The sequence below is a fragment of the Rhizobium gallicum bv. gallicum R602sp genome (genome assembly GCF_000816845.1).
GTDB classification, from domain to species: Bacteria; Pseudomonadota; Alphaproteobacteria; order Rhizobiales; family Rhizobiaceae; genus Rhizobium; species Rhizobium gallicum.
The window spans coordinates 1,634,578-1,652,364 of sequence record NZ_CP006877.1; the positions used below are offsets into that span (position 1 = coordinate 1,634,578).

Genomic DNA, 17,787 nt, shown 5'->3' on the forward strand with positions numbered 1-17,787 from the left:
AAAACCTCGCGTCACGGCTGCGTGCTGGTGCGGGCGACGGGGATCGAACCCGTAAGGATTGCTCCGAGGGATTTTAAGTCCCTTGCGTCTACCAGTTTCGCCACGCCCGCGCGCGATCCTCAATTAACGACTGGAGTGATTCAGTCAAGAGCGCCGGCGGCGGCACCGGTTTGCGGCTTTGGAGCAGGAACGGCCTCGATCCTCTGCTTCATCTGCCCGCGCCGGTAGGTAGCGCGGCCGATAAGAATGCCGAGCATGGCGCCGGCTGCCTTGATGACCGCGTCGTGCAGGCGTGCATGACGTGTCGGCGACAGGTATTGCAGGAACTCGATTGCGAGTGCGCCGAAGAAAAGAAGCAGTGCGACGAGCTTCCACTGCTTCGGATAGCCGAGCGCGAAAACGAAGCCAGTGACGGCATAGGCAAGCGCGCGGTCGGCGTTGACGCTGGTCATCGTATGCGGCCTGAGGCCGATCGGCGAAATGGTGACGAAAATGATGGCGGCAAGCAGCAGCCAAGCGAGCGGTCGCATAAAATGGGATATCATCATGCCTTCACGTTAGCAGCATTGCAAAGCGAACGCACGGGGGAGCTGCAGCAATCCGCCAAGCGCGATGAAGAAAGCTTTCCGCAGAACGAACCGCACCGCGGTTAAACGGACTTCTTTTGCCGGCCGACCTGTGCCATAGCGAGGTCTTGAGACAGGAATGGACCGATGACCGTCATAAGACAGGATGTAGATCGCGCGGAAGAGGCGCTGCGCAGCCTCTTTCCGGCAACGCCGTTGCAGCTCAACGACCATCTTTCGGCGCGCTACGGTGCCGAAATCTGGCTGAAGCGGGAGGATCTGTCGCCCGTCCGTTCTTACAAGATCCGCGGCGCCTTTAATTTCTTCCGCAAGGCGATTGCCGAAGGGAGCGGCGAGCGTCTCTTCATCTGCGCATCGGCAGGCAACCATGCGCAGGGCTTTGCCTATGTCTGCCGCCATTTCGGCGTTCAGGGCGTGGTCTTCATGCCGGTGACGACGCCGCAGCAGAAGATCGACAAGACGCGCATGTTCGGCGCCGAATTCATCACCATCAAGCTCTACGGCGATTTCTTCGATCAATGCTATCAGGCCGCCCGCGACCATGCGGAGGCGGCCGGAGGCGTCATGGTGCCGCCCTTCGACCATGAGGACATCATCGAGGGGCAGGCAACGGTCGCAGCCGAAATCATGCAGCAGCTGCCGGAGGGTAGGGTGCCGGACATGCTGGTCTTGCCGGTCGGCGGCGGCGGGCTTGCCGCGGGGATCACGGGCTACCTCAAGGGCTCGGTCCCGAATTCCGCCTTTGTCTTCACCGAGCCGGCAGGCGCGCCGAGCCTGAAACGCAGCATCGAGGCCGGCGAAGTGGTGACGCTTTCCAAGGTCGACAATTTTGTCGACGGCGCGGCCGTTGCCCGCATCGGCGACCTGAATTTCGCAGCGCTCAAAGGCTTTGCAGCCGCGCAGGTCATGTTGATGCCGGAGAACGCCATCTGCGTGACGATCTCGGAAATGCTCAATGTCGAGGGCGTCGTGCTGGAGCCGGCAGGTGCTTTGTCTTTGACGGCGATCGCCGCGATGGATCCGCAGGCCATTCGCGACAAGACGATCGTCGCTGTTGTCTCCGGCGGCAATTTCGACTTCGAGCGGCTGCCCGACGTCAAGGAGCGGGCGATGCGTTATGCCGGGCTGAAGAAATACTTTATCCTGCGGCTGCCGCAGCGCCCCGGCGCGCTCCGCGATTTCCTCAATCTGCTGGGGCCGGACGACGACATCGCCCGCTTCGAATACCTGAAGAAGACGGCGCGCAACTTCGGCTCGGTTCTGATCGGCATCGAGACCAAGGCGCCGGAGAACTTCGCCACCCTGATTTCGAATTTCGAAAAGGCCGGCATGGGCTTCGAGGACATCACCGAGAACGACATCCTCGCCAACCTCATCATTTGACTTTGCGGGCGCGAGCGGCCCGTGTTAAAGGCGGAACATGGCTTCGATCTTATCCAGCATTTTCTCGATGTTTTCCGGTGGCGGCAAATCGGCCGAGGCGAGCGCAGGCCCGAAGGGTGAGCCGCAGCTTTACGCCGATTGCGCCATCTACGCTGAGCCGCGCAAGGAAGGCGGACAGTTTCGCCTGGCAGGCCGCATCGAAAAGACGGTCGGCGGCGAGGTTCTGGTTCGCAATTTCATCCGCGCCGACATGTTCTCCTCTTCGGACGATGCGATCGAATGCACGGTGCGCAAAGCGCACCAGATCATCGATCAGCACGGCCCCTCGCTTTTCGGCGACGGTGCCAAGGAGCGGCAGGTCTAGCCGCGCTCTTCCCAAGCCTTCGCCGGGGCGGCTTTGCGGCGGCAGCCATACAGGGAGGCCGCGGGTTACCCTGACGTCACGCGACCGTTTCTTAACCGTATCGCGCTATGAAGAAGCGGTTGGAGAGCGGAAAGCGCGATGGCAATTGTCAATCTCGGTCTCATTGTGGTTGAAGCCGTCGGCTATTTCTCGCTGATGGTGAGCCTGCTGCATTTCCGCCACCGGCTGGGCCTTGGCGTTTTCATGACGGCGCTCGGCGTCATGCATTTCATGGAAACCTATCTCGCCGCCGTATTCTACGTGTCGCTGCCTTTCGGTGTCGCCTCGCCCGGATCGTCGGTCTTCTTCGCCGGCAAGCTGATGATGATCCTGATGCTTTACCTGGAGGAAGATGCTTCGACGGTCCGGCAGCCGATCTACGGCCTGTTCCTTGGAAATCTCCTGACGGTCGCGATCGCGTGGGTTCTGCAACTGCATGATACCGTCGAGATTTCACCCGGCAATGCAGCCGATTTCAGCTTCCTGAAGGAGATCGGATGGCTGATGGTCTGGGGTACGGCGCTTCTCTACCTCGATGCGCTCGGTATCATTCTGCTGTACGAACGCCTTGGTCATTGGATGAAGCGCAAGGTGATCCTTCGTTTCGTGCTGTGCGGCTTCGCACTTCTGACCTTCGACCAGATCGGCTTCTTCGGCGCACTGCATTATTTTCTCGACGTACCGCTTGCAGCCTTCTGGGACGGCTGGAGGGCAAAGATGTTTGCGGTCTGTATCTATACCGCGCTCTTTGCCATCTACCGGCTCTGTATTCATCGAAACGGCGTTCCTGCGGCAGCACGCTCGCTCAGCGATCTGTTCGGCGACCTGACATTCCGCGAGCGGTACAACGATCTTCTGGAGCGGACGGGCAGGGACATTCTGACAGGCGTCTACGACCGCTCGCGCATGGAGTTCGAAGCACCGGTCATGATGCGGGAAGCCCTGCGGCAAGGGCAGTTCACGACCGTCATCATCATCGATGCCGACCACTTCAAGGACGTCAACGACAACTTCGGCCATCTGCAGGGTGATGAGGTGCTGAAGTCGATCGCCGCCCGGCTGGTGACGATCCTGCGTTCTGCAGACAGGGTATTCCGCTTTGGCGGTGAGGAATTCGTTGCAATTTGCCCGGGCACGGACCACGAGGAGGGCTTGTTGGTCGCAGAACGGCTCCGATGGACGATCGAGACGAGCGTCAGGACACCAGATGCAAGACCGGTAACCGTCAGCATCGGCGTTGCAACCGCCGACGAAGATGGCGTGAGCTTCATGACGGTTCTCTCTACTGCAGATGACCGGCTCTACCGGGCAAAGAAGAATGGCCGCAATTGCGTCTTCGGCCGTACCGGTCTGGTCAAAGTCAGCTAATCTGACACTTGGTTCCGGGGCCTGCTCGCCCGACAAACTCCTGCTCGAGATGCACGCGGCTGTTGGCTGCGTCGCTCATGCTCGACTTCATCAGGGCGCGCACCCAACAGTAAAGTGAAAGCACGCGAAAGCTTGATTGACAACGCCTGAGCAGTGGTGACGAGGGCTACCAACGCCCTATCCTCGCGTCATTCAAACCGAGCGACAACGACGACCGCAACGGTGTCAGACTCGCCGGGTATGGCGCAGCGGAAACAAAAAACGGCCGGACAGAGCCGGCCGCTTCTGGGGGCGATGTTAAGCGGTTAGGCGGCGAGAGCGATCTCTTCGGCGCGGGCCTTGGCGGCGCCGATCGCCTTTTCGGCAGCTTCCGGACCGAAGGCGAGACCTTCGACATAGACGGTTTCGATGTCGGTGATGCCGAGGAAGCCCAGAACCGACTTCAGATACGGAACGGCATGGTTCATGCTGGCGGCAGGACCCTGCGAGTAGACGCCGCCGGAGGCGAGCACGACATAGACCTTCTTGCCGGTTGCAAGCCCGACCGGGCCGCTTTCGGTATACTTGAAGGTGCGGCCGGCGCGGGCAACGTTGTCGATCCAGGTCTTCAGGGACGAATAGATATTGAAGTTGATGAGGCCGGTGCCGATGACGATGGTGTCGGCGGCGAGCAGTTCGTCGATGAGCGCGTCGGAGGTCTTCACGGCTTCGGCTTCCTGCGCCGTGCGGTCTTCGGCAGGCTTGCGGATTGCGGCGGTAAACAGGTCATCGATGTGCGGAAGCGGATTGGCGGCGAGGTCACGGCGGACGATGACGGTTCCCGGCTTCTGGGCCTGGAGCTTGCCGGCAAGATCGGTGGCAATGGTGGTCGAAAGCGATTCAGCGCGCGGGCTGGATGTCAGGAGCAGGATGGACGACATAATTGAATTCCTCTCGAATTGGGATGCTGCGAGCTCGCTTGGGAGGTTCGAGCCGCCTTCAAGGGAAAAATAAGACTGGCCGACTATCGAAAAAACTGGGATAATGTCGATCAAAATTATCGATAGATTGGATGGAAGATGCTTCCCAACCCGACATTGGATCAGCTGCAGGTGTTCCTTACCGTGGCGGAAACCGGCAGCTTCTCCGCCGCCTCGCGCGCGCTCAACCGCGCGCAGTCGGTGGTCAGCTACACGATCGCGAACCTCGAGGCACAGCTCGAGATGCCGCTTTTTGAGCGTTCCGGCGCCCGCCAGCCGAAGCTCACGGATGCGGGCAAGGCCATGCTCGAAGATGCGCGCCGCCTACTGACCGACCTGCAGGTGATGCGCGCCCGCGTCAAAGGGCTGAAGGAAGGATTGGAAGCGGAGGTCTCTGTGGCGATCAGCGTCATGGTGCCGTCTCCGGCAACGGTGGACGTGTTGCGTGAGTTCCGTGAGCAATTTCCGTCCGTTGCGCTCAATCTTGCGGTCGGCGAGCTTGGCATGGTCATGGAGACCGTCCTGAGCGGCAAGGCGGCGATCGGCATCGGCGGAGCCGTCCAGAAGCCGGACGACTCGATGCTGATGGAAAAGATCGGCCATTCCTTCATGATGCCGGTGGCCTCGCGCAATCATCCGTTAGCGCAGATAGGTCGGCCGTTGACGCTTGGCGATGTTCGCGAGGAAGTACAGCTCGTCGTCACCGATGCGTCCGGGCTGACGAAAGGCCGCGATTTCAACGTGCTTTCTTACAAGACCTGGCGTGTCAGCGACATCTCGACCAAGCACGCGTTGATCCGCGGCGGCCTCGGCTGGGGCGGCCTGCCTGCATCGATAATCCGTGACGACCTGATGAGCGGCGCACTCGTTCATCTCGACCTTGAGGCCTATGAGCAAGGCGAGTATCCGATCTATGCCATGCGCCGCCTCGCCAATCCGCCAGGCCCAGCTGCGGCATGGATGATCGATGCATTCCGCACCAGGCTATCCCAATGCCCCAACCACGCCGATTTCACCGCGGCGCTGAACGAGATTCGCGGACCGGAAATGCCGCTTGCAGCGGAATAGGCGAGGGGCTGCCGCCTCGCTTGGTTTCCACATCGGCTAGAGAACCAGCCTGATCTTTGCAAATCCGTCCGCGCCTTCGCCGGCATCCTCCAGCTTGACACTCTTGACGTCGGCTAGGAATTGCTTCGCCTTCGGTCCGCTCTGGAAGACGGCGCTCGTGCCCGGCAACGGCTTGAAGGTCCAGTTGCCGTCGGCGGACGGATTGATCGTGCCCTGATCATGAACGAAGCGGACGATCACGTCGCGGTTGGTGTCCGGAGCCTGGAAGACGACCTTGTCGGCTGCAATCTCCGGGAACTTGCCGCCGCCGCCCGCACGGTAGTTGTTGGTGACCACGACGAACTTCTGCTTGAGGTCGATCGGCTTGCCGTCGAACTGCAGATTCTGGATGCGGTTCGACCTTTCATTGATCGCCTTGCCATCATTGTCGTATTTGCGCGGCTGCGAGAGGTCGATCTGGTAGGTCACACCGTCGATGACATCGAAGTTGTAGGACGGGAAATCACCGTTGAGCAATTCCGCATCCGTTGCGCCGGGCCTCACCTCGTTGAACATGCCGGCCGACATTTCCAGCCAGTTCTTCACCTGCTCGCCGGTAATGACCACTGCCTGCACGGTGTTCGGGTAGAGGTAGAGGTCGGCGACATTCTTGATCGCGACATCGCCCGCCGGAACGTCGGTGTAGTACTCCGCGCCGCCGCGGCCGCCTGCCTTGAAAGGAGCAGCGGCCGAAAGGACGGGCAGATCCTTGAAATCGGTATCAGCCAGCATCTGCTTGATGTACCAGGTCTGCGCCTGGCTGACGATCTGCACGGAGGGATCGTCGGCAACGAGGGCGAAGTAGGAATAGAGCGGCGCCGACGTCTTGCCGACCGGGGTGCGGACATAGGCGAGCGTCGCCTCATGCTCGGCCTTTGCGGCTTCGATCACGTCCTTCTTGTCGCCCACGTCGGCAACGACCTTCTTCTTGTCGTCGCGGTGATAGATCGGCCGAGCCTCGGCGGTGAAATCAACGATCGTCCAGCTCTTTCCGTTCTTTTCCAGAAGCAGGTCGATGAGGCCGAGATGCGAGCCCCAGAATCCGGCCATGACCGTCGGCTTGCCATGCAGAGTGCCTTTCACCGGATCGGCGTCGGCAATCCCGTCCCAACTCTTCGGGCCGGGGAAGACAAGGTGCTGATGGCCGGTGAAGATCGCATCGATGCCGTCCACGGCGGCAAGATGCAGCGAGGCATTCTCCATCTTCTCGGAGGGGGCGGAGCCGTCGATGCCGGAATGGGAAAGCGCGATGACGATATCGGCGCCTTCCTCCTTCATCGCCGGAACCCAGGCCTTGGCGGCCTCGACGATGTCGCGGGTCTGCGCCTTGCCTTCGAGGTTCTTGATGTCCCAGAGCATGATCTGCGGAGGCACGAAGCCGATGAAGCCGATCTTGACCGGGCTGTCGTTGCCTGCGCCGTCCTTGATCTGCTTTTCGACGATCACGTAGGGCTTGAAGAAGAGATCGTCCTTCTTCGGATCGGAGGCGAGCTGGCCCTTCGTCAGGTTGGCGCAGACGAACGGGAAATTCGCGCCGCCAAGCACCTTGAACATGAAATCGAGGCCGTAGTTGAACTCGTGGTTTCCGAGCGTGCCGACAGTATAGCCGAGCGTGTTCATCGCCTTGATCACCGGGTGAACGTCGCCATCCCTCATGCCGTGCTGATAGGCCATGTAATCGCCCATCGGATTGCCCTGCAGCAGGTCACCATTGTCGATCAGCAGCGAGTTGGCCGCTTCGGCGCGGATGTTATCGATGATCGTCGCGGTGCGCGCCAGACCCATCGTGTCGTTCGGCTTGTCGGCATAGTAGTCGTATGGGAAAACGTTGACATGGACGTCGGTGGTTTCCATGAGCCGCAGATGCGCTTGATTGGCGGCCGCGCGCGCCGTGAAGGGGTGGAGCAGAACAAGCGCCGAAGTCGCGGCTATGCCGCCAAGCAATGACCGGCGGGTAATCGGGTGCAAATCAAGAATGGGAGACATTGAACACTCCTTCGCAAATGACGCATGGCTCAACAGGCGGCGAGCCTAGGATGATTTGCACGGCAGTGCATCCGGAAAATGACAAACCGGCCTTGGACGTTATCGCGTTAACACCGGCTTCACATCCTTGTGGAAGAAGCGGAAGTAGGATGCGACCTGAGCCTGGGCGTTGGAGTTCGGGTCGAACTGGATACCGAGGCGCCCATTGTGGCTCCACCGGATTATGCCGTGCAGCGTTCCAAGATCTTCCGCTAGGATTTGCACCCGGCTGCCCGATGCGGCATAGAGCGGCGCTCGAATTTCCACCGCAGCGCCCGTTATCGAGAGATTGAGGATGCGGGCGTCTACTTCGTTATTGAGATAGCGAACCTTACCGAAAATGCGGCAATACTTGCGCTCGGCCCTGCGAGCAATGATATTTAGATTACGCATTATACAGCCCTCAATAGAATACTTGGTGCACGGTATCGCGAAAATATTGAAAATACTTTTATAGAAATCGCTAAATTACGAGACGGGCTCTATCTCCGCACAGCGCTGCTGCGCGCCACCACATGCTCACGCCAGATGGTGAAAATGCCGGCAGCCACGACGATCACCGAGCCGGCGATCGTGTTGAGGCTCAGGGCTTCGTCAAAGATGACGACGCCGATGATCGAGGCGTAGACGAGCTGTAGATACGTAAGCGGCTGAACGGCTGCGGCATCGAGCATGTCATAGGCGCGGATCAGGAAATAGTGGCTGGAGATGCCGGTTAGGCAGAGGAGCGTCATCCAGCCCCACTCGCTGGCCGACATCGTGGCCCAGTAGAAGGGACCGATGAGTGTTATCGTTATGGCGCCCGCGACGCCCGTATAGAAGAAGCTCGTCATCGAAGAATCGTCACGGCTGACGAGGCGGGTGGCGATGACGTAGAAGGCGAAGATGAAGCAGCCCACGACCGCAAGCAGCAACTTCGGATCAAAAAAGCCACTTTCTGGCTTCAAGATCAAAAGAACACCGGCAAGCCCCGCGCAGATTGCCGTCCAGCGGCGCCACCCGACGCGCTCGCCGAGCAGCGGCACGGAAAGCAGGGCGATCAGGATCGGAGTGCCTGCAAAGATCGCCTGGGTGCGCGCAAGTCCGATGATTGCGAAACAGGTGATCGCCAGAACGACCTGCGCGGCAAGCAGCACGCCACGCGTGACCTGAAGCAAAGGCCTGTTCGTACGCACGGTCGCCTTCAGGCCGCCGCGCATTCTCGACGCGAGCAGGATCGTGAAAATTGCAAAGGCCCAATAGCGGATCATCGTCACGAAAACAGGCGGATAGGTGCTCGCCAGATGCTTCGAGATGCCGTCCTGCACGGAAAAGATGGTGATCGCCAGAAGGACGAAGATATAGCCTTGCGTCTTGGATTTCATGCCTTGCCGTAAGGCGGGAGAGGCCCGCATACGACTGAAGCTAGGCCAGGATTCATGCCGCTTTGCAAGGCCTCAAAGCCCGACATTCGGCCTGTCGATGATTTCCCGGAGCGCGAAGCTGGAATTGATCTTGACGACGTGGGGAAGGGCGGAGAGCCAGTCGCGGTGTATGCGCTCGTAGTCTTCCAGGTCGTGTGCGGCGACACGCAGAATGTAGTCGTACTCGCCCGACATTAAGTAGCAGACGAGCACGTTCGGGCAGCGCTTCACCGCCGCCTCGAATTCCGCAAGGGTCTTTGCAAACTGGCCGGAGAGCGAGATGTGCACGATGGCGATCATCCTGTAGTCCAGTGCCTTGTGCGAAAGGCGCGCGTGATAGCCGCCGATGACGCCGCTCTTCTCAAGAATGTCGAGCCGTCTGGAACAGGCGGAAGCCGAAAGGCCCACCTTGTTTGCAAGATCGGCATTGGTGATGCGGGCGTTCGCCTGAAGCGCCTTCAGAATCGCACGATCGATGGTATCGAGTTCAGACATTCGAAGAACCTTCGAAAACAGGGTGGTTCCCGCAATAATCCTCGAAAAATAGCTCTCAGGCAAATGCTCTTTGCAAGGACATTTCGCGCGTCCGGTGTTTGGATTTGTGTCATCCAAACGCTCCGCCCCAAGCGGACATAAAATGAGAGGAACGCTTAAATGCGTGTCGGTTGCCCGAAGGAAATCAAGAATCATGAATATCGTGTCGGCCTGACACCCGCTTCGGTTCGCGAATATGTCGCCCATGGCCATGACGTCTGGGTCGAGACAAAGGCAGGCTCCGGCATCGGTGCCGATGACGCTTCCTATATCGCCGCTGGCGCGAGGATCGCCGCCTCGGCCAAGGATATCTTCGATAAGTGCGACATGGTCGTGAAGGTCAAGGAGCCGCAGCCCTCGGAATGGGTGCAGCTTCGGGACGGCCAGCTTCTCTATACCTATCTCCACCTCGCGCCCGATCCAGAGCAGACCAAGGGCCTGCTTGCGTCCGGCGTCACCGCGATCGCTTATGAAACCGTTACCGACGAGCGCGGCGGTCTGCCGCTGCTTGCCCCGATGTCTGAAGTCGCGGGACGCCTGTCGATCCAGGCGGGGGCCACGGCGCTTCAAAAGGCCAATGGCGGCCTCGGCATCCTGCTCGGCGGGGTTCCCGGCGTGCTGCCGGCCAAGGTCGCGATCATTGGCGGCGGCGTCGTTGGCCTGCATGCGGCCAAGATGGCAGCCGGCCTGGGCGCCGATGTCAGTATCCTCGACAAGTCGCTGCCGCGCCTGCGCCAGCTCGACGACATTTTCGGCGGACGCATCCACACGCGTTATTCCAGCATCCAGGCACTGGAGGAAGAGGTCTTCACCGCCGATCTCGTCATCGGCGCCGTGCTCATTCCCGGTGCGGCCGCACCAAAGCTCGTCACCCGCGAAATGCTGTCCGGCATGAAGAAAGGCTCAGTCATCGTCGATGTCGCGATCGACCAGGGCGGCTGCTTTGAAACCTCGCATGCGACGACACATTCCGAGCCGACCTACGAGGTCGAAGGCGTGGTGCACTACTGCGTCGCCAACATGCCGGGTGCGGTTCCTGTCACCTCCGCGCATGCGCTGAACAACGCAACGCTCGTCCATGGCCTGGCGCTTGCCGACCGCAGCCTGCGCGCCATCGCTGAGGACAAGCATCTGCGAAACGGTCTCAACGTCCACAGAGGCCGCATCACCAACAAGCCGGTCGCCGACGCGCTTGGTTATGAAGCCCACGCAGCGGAAAGCGTATTGAACGTAGCGTAATACCATCACGCTGCGTTAGATGAAGGCGCTGGCCTCGCTGAAGGCCGGCGCCTTTTGCTTGTCGATCCGGCACTGGAAGCAATTGTTGCGCGCCGAGCGCACATGCACGTATGCGATCTCCCGGCGCTTCAGCAGCTCTTCGGCATAGCCCGGAACATCGGTGGTCGCGGTGACGGCTCCGGTGCCGTAGACAATTCGATTGTTCTCGCCATAGCCGCGCACGATAAAGTCGCGGCTCGTCTTCAGCACCGGCGGCAGCTCTTCCTCCGCTTTATAACGCTCGCACCGGTTCTTGTGCAGGAAGATCGGGCCGGTCTCGGCATAGGGCTGCAATTCCGGAAACGGGCGGTAAGCGAAAACAAGCAGCAAGTCGCCGGCATCGATATTCTTCAGGCAATGACGGCAGGGATGCCCCGGTCCATCGGAAACCATCGTTTCGGGCAGATTGTCATAGGCATCGCGGCCACCGGTCCAAAGGTGCTCGGCATCGGCGGTCGGCATGGCGGAATAACAGATGGGTGGCATGGCAAATCTCCTTCGTGATTGCCATGAAATGCACTTTTAGAGCCGGCCAAACCACCCGATTCCTGCCGGCTCAGCTCTTCCTGGCAATTTCCAGCAGTTCCTTGTCGCTAAGCGGTCGGACGATGCCGGTGCCGGTTGAGACTGGAGAGAAGCCGAACATCTGATAGAGCTGTAGGGCGCGCGGATGGTCGAGGTTGTTGGTCGTTGTCGTGACGCGCGTTGGGTTCAGCGTCCAGATGGCGTAGAGCGCCTGCAGCAGGAACCACTTGCCGATGCCGAGGCCGAGCGCGTGCTCGATGAGGCCGAAATGGCAAAGTTCGATCGTATCCTCGTCCTCGCAGAAATACTCGTAGAAGCCGGCGGGTGCGCCGTTGACATAGAGCACGCTGATATTGTTGCGCTTGTCGTGCAGGGTTTCGGTAAGCGCCTCGTCGCTCATGCGCAGCCGGTCCACCCATTGCCAGCGGGCGCCGACCTGGCGGTAGAGATAGCGGTAGAACGGCAGCGGAATGCCCGGCGCGCGCATGATCGCCGTCTGGATGTTGACTGGCACCGGTAGGCTTGCCTTGGGCGGCGCCGTCATTTCCAGCCGGGTGATATGCGCCGTGAGCGAGGAGGGGGACTTCGCCATGGTGCGTCTCAGACCTTGATCGGGTCGGGCGGGCCGGTCACCACAGGGGTATCGTCGCGGCTGCCCCACTCGCTCCACGAGCCGTCATAGAGCTTGTTGTCGGTATGGCCGATCGATTCGAGCGCCAGCGTGATGATCGCAGCCGTAATCCCCGAGCCGCAGGAGGTGACGACCGGTTTCGAAAGGTCGATCCCCGCACTCTCGATGGTCTGCTTCAGCTCCGGCAGCGATTTGAAACGGCCCTGATTGGCAAAAACACCGGAGGGAAGGCTGCGGGCGCCTGGCATATGGCCGGAGCGCATGCCGGCCCGCGGCTCCGGCTCGGTGGCGGCGAAACGTCCGGCGCTGCGCGCATCGGCGATCTGCAGCGCGCCGCTGGAAACGATGTCTCGCATGGTTTCGAGGGAAACGACGCGGCCTGCATCATAATTCGTCTTGAAGGTCGTCGGCTTATAGTTCGGGACATCCGTTTTCAGCGGTCTGCCCTCCGCCTTCCAGCCGTCGAGTCCGCCGTCGAGAACGAAGACGTTTTTCGCGCCCATGACCCGGAAGAGCCACCAGACGCGCGGCGAGGCGAACATGCCGATACCGTCATAGACCACGATACGGTCCGTCTCGCTGATACCGAGCTTGCCGGCTTCTTCGGCGAAATAATCCGGAGAGGGGATGGTATGCGGCAGCCCGGTGGAATGATCCGCAATCTTGTCTTGGTCGAAGCGGATCGCGCCCGGAATGTGGCCACTTGCATATTCGGCGTCCGCGTCGCGATTCTGCGCCGGGAGATAGAAAGAGGCATCCAGCACGCGCAGGTCCGGCTTTCCGAGCTCGCCCTGCAGCCAATCGGCCGAGACGACGAAACGGCTCTTCTCTTCGCTCATTCTGATCTCTCCCTGATTGTCTTAGGCTTCGTTGCCGGGCACGCCGAAGCGGATGCGGAAGCGGCGGTTCTCCTTACCCTTCTTCTCGATCTTGGCAATGTGGACCTGACCGACTTCCTGCGTTTCGGAGACATGTGTGCCGCCGCAGGGCTGGCTGTCAATCGCCGAGTTTTCGCCGATACAGACGAGGCTGACGCGGCCAAGTCCCATCGGCGGGCGCACGTTCTTCGATTTCACGATGCCGGGGTTCGCAGCCAGGTCCTCGTCGGTGATCCACTGGACATAGACCGGGTAGTTGTGGGCAACGAGTTCCATCATCTTCGCCGTCACCTCTTCCTTGTCGATCGTCTCGCTCATGTCGAAATCGATGCGGCTCTCGTCCTCGCCAACAGCGGCACCCGTGATCGGATAGGAACAGACGACCGAAAGCAGGTGGCAGGCTGTGTGCATGCGCATTAGCCGGTAGCGGCGCGGCCAGTCGACATGCAGGACGAGCCTTTCGCCGATTACCGGCTGCGGCTGGCCCGCAGACGGGACGTGGACGACGATATCCTTGGTCGCCCCGTGCTTCGTCGGGCCAAGGTCGATCTTCGAACCGTCGGCGCGCTCCAGAAAGCCCGTATCGCCCGGTTGGCCGCCGGACGCTGCATAAAAGCAGGTCTGATCCAGCTCGATGCCCCCGCCTTCGTGGATGGCGGTGACCACCGCCTCGCATGTCGATAGATAGAAATCGTCACGATAGAGGGCATTGACTGGCATGGGGCTCACGCTGCTGGTTCGTAGGGTATCTTTATGTCCTGCGACGCGGTCAGCCACGAGGGAACGGGCAGGCCCTTTGACGTCAGGAAATCGGGGTTGAAGAGCTTTGACTGGTAGCGGTTGCCGTAGTCGCAAAGGATCGTCACCACGGTGTGACCCGGGCCAAGATCCTTCGCAAGACGTACCGCACCGGCAATATTGATTCCCGTCGAACCGCCGAGGCAGAGCCCTTCGTGTTCGACGAGATCGAAGACATAGGGCAGCGCTTCGGTGTCGGAAATCTGATAGGCGAAATCCGGCGTGAAGCCTTCGAGATTGGCCGTGATGCGACCCTGGCCGATGCCCTCGGTGATCGAGGAGCCGGAGGATTTCAATTCACCGTTCTTGTAGAACTCGTAAAGTGCTGCCCCCTCAGGATCGGCGATACCGATCTTGACGTCCTTGCGGAACGCCTTGAGGCCCGCCGCGACGCCCGCAAGCGTGCCTCCAGAGCCGACGGCGCTGACGAAACCGTCGACCTTGCCGTCAGTATCCTTCCAGATTTCCGCGGCCGTGGTCTCGATGTGTGCCTGGCGGTTCGCGATATTGTCGAACTGGTTCGCCCAGATGGCTCCGTTCGGATCGGACTTCGCCAGCTGTTCTGCCAGGCGGCCGGAAACCTTCACATAGTTGTTCGGGTTCTTGTAAGGCACGGCAGGCACTTCGACCAGTTCGGCGCCGAGCAACTTCAGCGCGTCTTTCTTCTCCTGGCTCTGCGTTTCGGGGATGACGATCACCGTGCGGTAGCCGAGCGCGTTGGCGACGACCGCCAGCCCGATGCCGGTATTGCCGGCGGTGCCCTCGACAATCACACCGCCCGGCCTCAGTAGCCCCTTCTTCTCGGCATCGCGGATGATGTAAAGCGCGGCGCGGTCTTTCACCGACTGGCCGGGGTTGAGGAACTCCGCCTTGCCGAGGATGGTGCAGCCGGTCGCTTCGGATGCGCCCTTGAGCTTGATGAGCGGAGTGTTGCCGATCGCCTCGATGACGGATGGATGGAAGGTCATGGAATCTGCCTCTGTGGAACTGGTAGTTTAGGAACGGTCTTTTCCCTTCACAAGGCTGGGTTGGCAAGAAATGCTATTCCATGGCCCCGCCTGCGACGATAAAATTAGACTTCCGCTTTCAAAAATCCCACGTGACTTGCAATTTGCGTCGGACTGCCCGCCTCAAGCACACCAAAACCCTCGACGGGATCATCGGCGGCCGGATCGGCTGAAATGAGCCACAATAGCGTGATAAAGGCATGAATCCGGGAGGCAGCGAGGAACTTCCGGTTCTGGTTTTGTGCTGAATCGGCAGTCTGGAGGAAGTCAATGATGCGTGATTTCATCGCCCGTCCCGAACATGGCATCGCCTGGATTTCCGGCGCGAATTCAGGCATCGGACGGGCATTGGCGCTGAAACTGGCAGGCGAGGGATACAAAGTCGCCGTCACCGCGGGCAATCATGAAGAGCTGGCCGAACTTCAGACCGAAGCAAGCGGGCTTTCCGGCAGCATCGTCGTTCTCGATGGCGACGTGACCGATCCCGAGGATATGGAGCATGTGCTTGCCTCGATCGAATACGAGCACGGCGCGCTCGCCCTGGCGATCTTCAATACCGGCATTTACCAGCCTGTGCATGCCGAGGAATTGAACCGTGCGGATTTCGAGAAGAGCTTCGCCGTCAACCTCTGCGGTGTTGTCAATTGCCTCCTGCCTGCAATTCGGCACATGAAGGCCAAGGGGCAGGGGCAGATCGCCATCGTCTCGTCCGCCGCCGGCTATGGCGGCCTGCCTACGAGCGCGGCCTATGGCGCCACCGAGGCGGCGCTGATCAACATGGCCGAAAGCCTGAAATTTGACCTCGACAAGATGGGTATCCGCATCCAGATCATCTGCCCCGGCTTTGCCGATATGCCGGCGGCGCGCGAGAACAGCTTCCCGCTGCCGACGCTCGTGTCGCCTGCGGAAGCCGCCGAACAGATTGCGGCAGGCCTCAAATCCAATCGCTTCGAAGTAAGTTTTCCGAAGCGCTTCACCTATATGCTGAAACTCCTTCGGCTGATGCCCTACGGCCTCTACTTCCGGCTGGTGAATCGTTCGGCGCGCTGGTGGAAGCATCCACCCCCTTCGTCCGGCCACCATCCGGCGACACCGCATCCTGCGGAGTGATTGGGGTAAAGTCTCTCAGTGCAGCCTACGGCCAATGAAGAAGAGCCGGTTCACGAAGGCGTGCTCGCCCGCCCTGCCGATAATCCGGTCAGCAAGATTGACGAGCATTTGCCTTGGAACTGGAAAGCGAAAAGCGCTGCTAATCTCGGCGGCCGCGTAAACAAGGCCCGAAAAAGCTCCTCCGAGCGCTGTAGGCCTTCATCCGTCAAGATCAATGACTTCGTTTTGCTCGCCGGATCGCCGATCAGGCCCTTCTTGAACAATCGATCTGTTGCATTCCAATCAAAACCCTTCGACGCCCGACGCCCGTCATGCAACGTCAGCCATAGTAGCGCCAAGACAGCGTCGTCGATCTTGTCCTCGTCGATGTCCATGCTCCGATCATAACATGCAAGCGACCCAATCTCATGCGACCTTCAGCGTATGCATACTCAGGCGCCGGCTTTTTTCGCTAACGCAAGGAAATATCGATGGCCAACGATATCGGGTAGACCCTGAGATCGGCCCGGCGCCTACCGGTAATCATCACGATCGCCTCTGGACGATGATGCCCCTTCCAATCTGTCCAGCATTTGCAAGAGAAGGTCGGCGCAAACCTTTGTCGGTTCGTCATCGGCACACTTGATGTCAATTTCAACGTCTCCATCATGGATGTGAAAATGCGCCGCCTTCGATGGGGGAGGAAGGGGTGGACGATCACGCATTCGTCCCCTGCGCCAACCAAGACGACGACGATCCTCATCTGAGGGAGCGGCTTGCTGACCGGGCGGAGTGGATTCAGGCGCCGCTGTTGCATTGTCTGGCGGCCGCGGCGTGTCGGTGGGCTGCTGGGCAAAGCTTGCGCCGGCGGTCAATGCCAAGGTAACGGCTGCAATGGAAAGGATGGGTTTCATGACTGATCCTCGGATTTCGCACATGAAGGAACGCCTCGCACCGAGGTTGGTTGCAACGATACTTTTAAGGGCTAAATGGCGTTGCGCTAATGACGACGTATTGGAAGAGCGTCGTGTCCGACATAGCTTGCGGCGCTTCGAACCATCAAGGTCGTTCCAGCCTTCTAAGCCGGCGTTGGGAGCATGAGGAGGGCCGATATAAAGTCCTGCTGCAAAAGGTCCTCATCGCGCTCGTGAGGGCCGCGCGAGATATATTCCTGCACAAAATCGAAGCCACAGCAGGAGTTTAGCCACCAACAGGAAATAAGTAGTCGGAATAAAATGAGGAGCCGGTTCATTCAAGAACCGACTCCTGCAAATGCATCAACCACTTAGGTTGGAAATCTGGCTCCCCGGGCCGGATTCGAACCGGCGACCTGTCGATTAACAGTCGAATGCTCTACCGCTGAGCTACCAGGGATCACCGCTTGGCGCGGCGTGAGTGGGCTAATACAAATGCTTGTTCGATTTGCCAAGCAGTTTTTTCAAAAAAATGACATCCGCTTGCATTTGCGGCGTTTGTTACCATCTCCTGTGCATGACTGACGGGAAAGACAATAGCAGAAACCCGCGCGAAAAGCGCTTCGGCATCGATCATACAACGGGAAAGCTCGTTCTCGGTTCCCTGCACATCCCTCTGCCGCGCTCGCGGATTGCCCGCGTGTTCATAGGCGTCCTGCTGATCTTCTGCGGTATCCTGGGCTTTCTGCCGGTTCTCGGCTTCTGGATGATACCGCTCGGCTTCATCGTTCTCTCGCACGACCTGCCGTTCGCCCGCAGATGGCGCCGCCGATTCTCCATCTGGTGGCACAGGCGGAACACGTCCGCAGGCTGATGGAGAAACCAAGGAAAAGAGCGT

At 59.9% G+C, this 17,787-nt stretch carries 20 protein-coding genes, 2 tRNA genes and 1 pseudogene; 7 read left to right on the forward strand and 16 right to left on the reverse strand.

Features of this window, described 5'->3' with window-relative positions; translation table 11 throughout:
• Nucleotides 1–25: 25 nt before the first annotated feature.
• Together RGR602_RS08095 and RGR602_RS08100 are read right to left on the reverse strand one after the other, a co-directional pair.
• A tRNA-Leu gene (locus tag RGR602_RS08095) sits at nt 26–110 on the reverse strand.
• Between the two features lie 30 nt (nt 111–140).
• Nucleotides 141–548: a VanZ family protein gene (locus tag RGR602_RS08100; protein WP_052451506.1), complete on the reverse strand. Its 408-nt coding sequence runs from the start codon at nt 546–548 to the stop codon at nt 141–143.
• Nucleotides 549–713: 165 nt separating this feature from the next.
• Here RGR602_RS08100 and ilvA point away from each other — a divergent pair, with 165 nt between their 5' ends.
• From ilvA to RGR602_RS08115, 3 genes are all read left to right on the forward strand, one after another.
• Nucleotides 714–1,970: a threonine ammonia-lyase gene (gene ilvA / locus RGR602_RS08105; protein WP_039844673.1), complete on the forward strand. Its 1,257-nt coding sequence runs from the start codon at nt 714–716 to the stop codon at nt 1,968–1,970.
• Nucleotides 1,971–2,007: 37 nt separating this feature from the next.
• The gene (locus tag RGR602_RS08110; RefSeq protein ID WP_039844674.1) at nt 2,008–2,334 is read left to right on the forward strand and encodes an HlyU family transcriptional regulator; all 327 of its coding nucleotides are present in this window, start codon (nt 2,008–2,010) and stop codon (nt 2,332–2,334) included.
• 138 nt (nt 2,335–2,472) lie between these two features.
• Nucleotides 2,473–3,741, forward strand: coding sequence for a GGDEF domain-containing protein (locus RGR602_RS08115; protein WP_039844675.1), 1,269 nt, complete (start codon nt 2,473–2,475; stop codon nt 3,739–3,741).
• Between the two features lie 305 nt (nt 3,742–4,046).
• Here RGR602_RS08115 and RGR602_RS08120 read toward each other — a convergent pair whose 3' ends face one another.
• Complete coding sequence (locus tag RGR602_RS08120; RefSeq protein ID WP_039846724.1) at nt 4,047–4,661, reverse strand: FMN-dependent NADH-azoreductase; 615 nt, start codon at nt 4,659–4,661, stop codon at nt 4,047–4,049.
• A gap of 138 nt (nt 4,662–4,799) precedes the next feature.
• Between RGR602_RS08120 and RGR602_RS08125 the strand changes: the two genes are divergently transcribed.
• Nucleotides 4,800–5,768 carry a LysR family transcriptional regulator gene (locus RGR602_RS08125; protein ID WP_039844676.1) on the forward strand — a complete coding sequence of 323 codons (969 nt, stop codon included), beginning with the start codon at nt 4,800–4,802 and terminating at the stop codon, nt 5,766–5,768.
• Between the two features lie 36 nt (nt 5,769–5,804).
• Here the strand turns inward: RGR602_RS08125 and RGR602_RS08130 are convergent, their stop codons facing one another.
• The 4 genes from RGR602_RS08130 to RGR602_RS08145 form a co-directional block, all read right to left on the reverse strand.
• Complete coding sequence (locus RGR602_RS08130; RefSeq protein ID WP_039844677.1) at nt 5,805–7,793, reverse strand: bifunctional 2',3'-cyclic-nucleotide 2'-phosphodiesterase/3'-nucleotidase; 1,989 nt, start codon at nt 7,791–7,793, stop codon at nt 5,805–5,807.
• A gap of 99 nt (nt 7,794–7,892) precedes the next feature.
• Nucleotides 7,893–8,225: a PilZ domain-containing protein gene (locus RGR602_RS08135; RefSeq protein ID WP_223843985.1), complete on the reverse strand. Its 333-nt coding sequence runs from the start codon at nt 8,223–8,225 to the stop codon at nt 7,893–7,895.
• Nucleotides 8,226–8,314: 89 nt separating this feature from the next.
• Complete coding sequence (locus tag RGR602_RS08140) at nt 8,315–9,196, reverse strand: DMT family transporter (protein ID WP_039844679.1); 882 nt, start codon at nt 9,194–9,196, stop codon at nt 8,315–8,317.
• A 72-nt stretch (nt 9,197–9,268) separates the two neighbouring features.
• Nucleotides 9,269–9,730: an Lrp/AsnC family transcriptional regulator gene (locus RGR602_RS08145; RefSeq protein WP_039844680.1), complete on the reverse strand. Its 462-nt coding sequence runs from the start codon at nt 9,728–9,730 to the stop codon at nt 9,269–9,271.
• Nucleotides 9,731–9,889: 159 nt separating this feature from the next.
• Here RGR602_RS08145 and ald point away from each other — a divergent pair, with 159 nt between their 5' ends.
• Nucleotides 9,890–11,008 carry an alanine dehydrogenase gene (gene ald, locus RGR602_RS08150; RefSeq protein WP_039844681.1) on the forward strand — a complete coding sequence of 373 codons (1,119 nt, stop codon included), beginning with the start codon at nt 9,890–9,892 and terminating at the stop codon, nt 11,006–11,008.
• A 15-nt stretch (nt 11,009–11,023) separates the two neighbouring features.
• Here ald and RGR602_RS08155 read toward each other — a convergent pair whose 3' ends face one another.
• The 6 genes from RGR602_RS08155 to RGR602_RS08180 form a co-directional block, all read right to left on the reverse strand.
• Complete coding sequence (locus RGR602_RS08155; RefSeq protein WP_039844682.1) at nt 11,024–11,533, reverse strand: DUF1203 domain-containing protein; 510 nt, start codon at nt 11,531–11,533, stop codon at nt 11,024–11,026.
• A gap of 70 nt (nt 11,534–11,603) precedes the next feature.
• Complete coding sequence (locus RGR602_RS08160) at nt 11,604–12,164, reverse strand: GNAT family N-acetyltransferase (RefSeq protein ID WP_039844683.1); 561 nt, start codon at nt 12,162–12,164, stop codon at nt 11,604–11,606.
• 8 nt (nt 12,165–12,172) lie between these two features.
• Complete coding sequence (sseA, locus tag RGR602_RS08165; protein WP_039844684.1) at nt 12,173–13,042, reverse strand: 3-mercaptopyruvate sulfurtransferase; 870 nt, start codon at nt 13,040–13,042, stop codon at nt 12,173–12,175.
• A 21-nt stretch (nt 13,043–13,063) separates the two neighbouring features.
• Nucleotides 13,064–13,801 carry an alanyl-tRNA editing protein gene (locus RGR602_RS08170; RefSeq protein ID WP_039844685.1) on the reverse strand — a complete coding sequence of 246 codons (738 nt, stop codon included), beginning with the start codon at nt 13,799–13,801 and terminating at the stop codon, nt 13,064–13,066.
• A 5-nt stretch (nt 13,802–13,806) separates the two neighbouring features.
• Nucleotides 13,807–14,847: a cysteine synthase A gene (locus RGR602_RS08175; protein ID WP_039844686.1), complete on the reverse strand. Its 1,041-nt coding sequence runs from the start codon at nt 14,845–14,847 to the stop codon at nt 13,807–13,809.
• Between the two features lie 104 nt (nt 14,848–14,951).
• Entirely contained in the window at nt 14,952–15,173 is a 222-nt protein-coding gene (locus RGR602_RS08180; protein ID WP_039844687.1) for a hypothetical protein, read from the reverse strand.
• Between RGR602_RS08180 and RGR602_RS08185 the strand changes: the two genes are divergently transcribed.
• The gene (locus tag RGR602_RS08185) at nt 15,160–15,996 is read left to right on the forward strand and encodes an SDR family NAD(P)-dependent oxidoreductase (RefSeq protein ID WP_039846725.1); all 837 of its coding nucleotides are present in this window, start codon (nt 15,160–15,162) and stop codon (nt 15,994–15,996) included. The genes RGR602_RS08180 and RGR602_RS08185 overlap by 14 nt on opposite strands.
• A gap of 143 nt (nt 15,997–16,139) precedes the next feature.
• Here RGR602_RS08185 and RGR602_RS37945 read toward each other — a convergent pair.
• The 3 genes and pseudogenes from RGR602_RS37945 to RGR602_RS08200 form a co-directional block, all read right to left on the reverse strand.
• Nucleotides 16,140–16,370: pseudogene (locus tag RGR602_RS37945) on the reverse strand (DUF6429 family protein); the annotation flags it as partial.
• Nucleotides 16,371–16,508: 138 nt separating this feature from the next.
• The gene (locus RGR602_RS35400; RefSeq protein ID WP_082046505.1) at nt 16,509–16,889 is read right to left on the reverse strand and encodes a hypothetical protein; all 381 of its coding nucleotides are present in this window, start codon (nt 16,887–16,889) and stop codon (nt 16,509–16,511) included.
• Nucleotides 16,890–17,274: 385 nt separating this feature from the next.
• Nucleotides 17,275–17,349: transfer RNA gene (locus RGR602_RS08200), tRNA-Asn, on the reverse strand.
• 117 nt (nt 17,350–17,466) lie between these two features.
• Between RGR602_RS08200 and RGR602_RS38170 the strand changes: the two genes are divergently transcribed.
• The gene (locus RGR602_RS38170; protein ID WP_039844689.1) at nt 17,467–17,763 is read left to right on the forward strand and encodes a membrane protein; all 297 of its coding nucleotides are present in this window, start codon (nt 17,467–17,469) and stop codon (nt 17,761–17,763) included.
• Nucleotides 17,764–17,787: the final 24 nt, after the last annotated feature.

Bases quoted from the DNA above. Each gene is read 5' to 3' on its own strand.
- RGR602_RS08125 (WP_039844676.1), top strand. From the start codon at position 4,800: ATGCTTCCCAACCCGACATTGGATCAGCTGCAGGTGTTCCTTACCGTG.
- RGR602_RS08145 (WP_039844680.1), bottom strand. From the start codon at position 9,730: ATGTCTGAACTCGATACCATCGATCGTGCGATTCTGAAGGCGCTTCAG.
- RGR602_RS08120 (WP_039846724.1), bottom strand. From the start codon at position 4,661: ATGTCGTCCATCCTGCTCCTGACATCCAGCCCGCGCGCTGAATCGCTT.
- RGR602_RS08100 (WP_052451506.1), bottom strand. From the start codon at position 548: ATGATGATATCCCATTTTATGCGACCGCTCGCTTGGCTGCTGCTTGCC.
- RGR602_RS35400 (WP_082046505.1), bottom strand. From the start codon at position 16,889: ATGAAACCCATCCTTTCCATTGCAGCCGTTACCTTGGCATTGACCGCC.
- ald (WP_039844681.1), top strand. From the start codon at position 9,890: ATGCGTGTCGGTTGCCCGAAGGAAATCAAGAATCATGAATATCGTGTC.
- RGR602_RS08170 (WP_039844685.1), bottom strand. From the start codon at position 13,801: ATGCCAGTCAATGCCCTCTATCGTGACGATTTCTATCTATCGACATGC.
- RGR602_RS38170 (WP_039844689.1), top strand. From the start codon at position 17,467: ATGACTGACGGGAAAGACAATAGCAGAAACCCGCGCGAAAAGCGCTTC.
- RGR602_RS08180 (WP_039844687.1), bottom strand. From the start codon at position 15,173: ATGAAATCACGCATCATTGACTTCCTCCAGACTGCCGATTCAGCACAA.
- ilvA (WP_039844673.1), top strand. From the start codon at position 714: ATGACCGTCATAAGACAGGATGTAGATCGCGCGGAAGAGGCGCTGCGC.
- RGR602_RS08185 (WP_039846725.1), top strand. From the start codon at position 15,160: ATGCGTGATTTCATCGCCCGTCCCGAACATGGCATCGCCTGGATTTCC.
- RGR602_RS08110 (WP_039844674.1), top strand. From the start codon at position 2,008: ATGGCTTCGATCTTATCCAGCATTTTCTCGATGTTTTCCGGTGGCGGC.
- sseA (WP_039844684.1), bottom strand. From the start codon at position 13,042: ATGAGCGAAGAGAAGAGCCGTTTCGTCGTCTCGGCCGATTGGCTGCAG.
- RGR602_RS08115 (WP_039844675.1), top strand. From the start codon at position 2,473: ATGGCAATTGTCAATCTCGGTCTCATTGTGGTTGAAGCCGTCGGCTAT.
- RGR602_RS08130 (WP_039844677.1), bottom strand. From the start codon at position 7,793: ATGTCTCCCATTCTTGATTTGCACCCGATTACCCGCCGGTCATTGCTT.
- RGR602_RS08135 (WP_223843985.1), bottom strand. From the start codon at position 8,225: ATGCGTAATCTAAATATCATTGCTCGCAGGGCCGAGCGCAAGTATTGC.
- RGR602_RS08160 (WP_039844683.1), bottom strand. From the start codon at position 12,164: ATGGCGAAGTCCCCCTCCTCGCTCACGGCGCATATCACCCGGCTGGAA.
- RGR602_RS08175 (WP_039844686.1), bottom strand. From the start codon at position 14,847: ATGACCTTCCATCCATCCGTCATCGAGGCGATCGGCAACACTCCGCTC.
- RGR602_RS08140 (WP_039844679.1), bottom strand. From the start codon at position 9,196: ATGAAATCCAAGACGCAAGGCTATATCTTCGTCCTTCTGGCGATCACC.
- RGR602_RS08155 (WP_039844682.1), bottom strand. From the start codon at position 11,533: ATGCCACCCATCTGTTATTCCGCCATGCCGACCGCCGATGCCGAGCAC.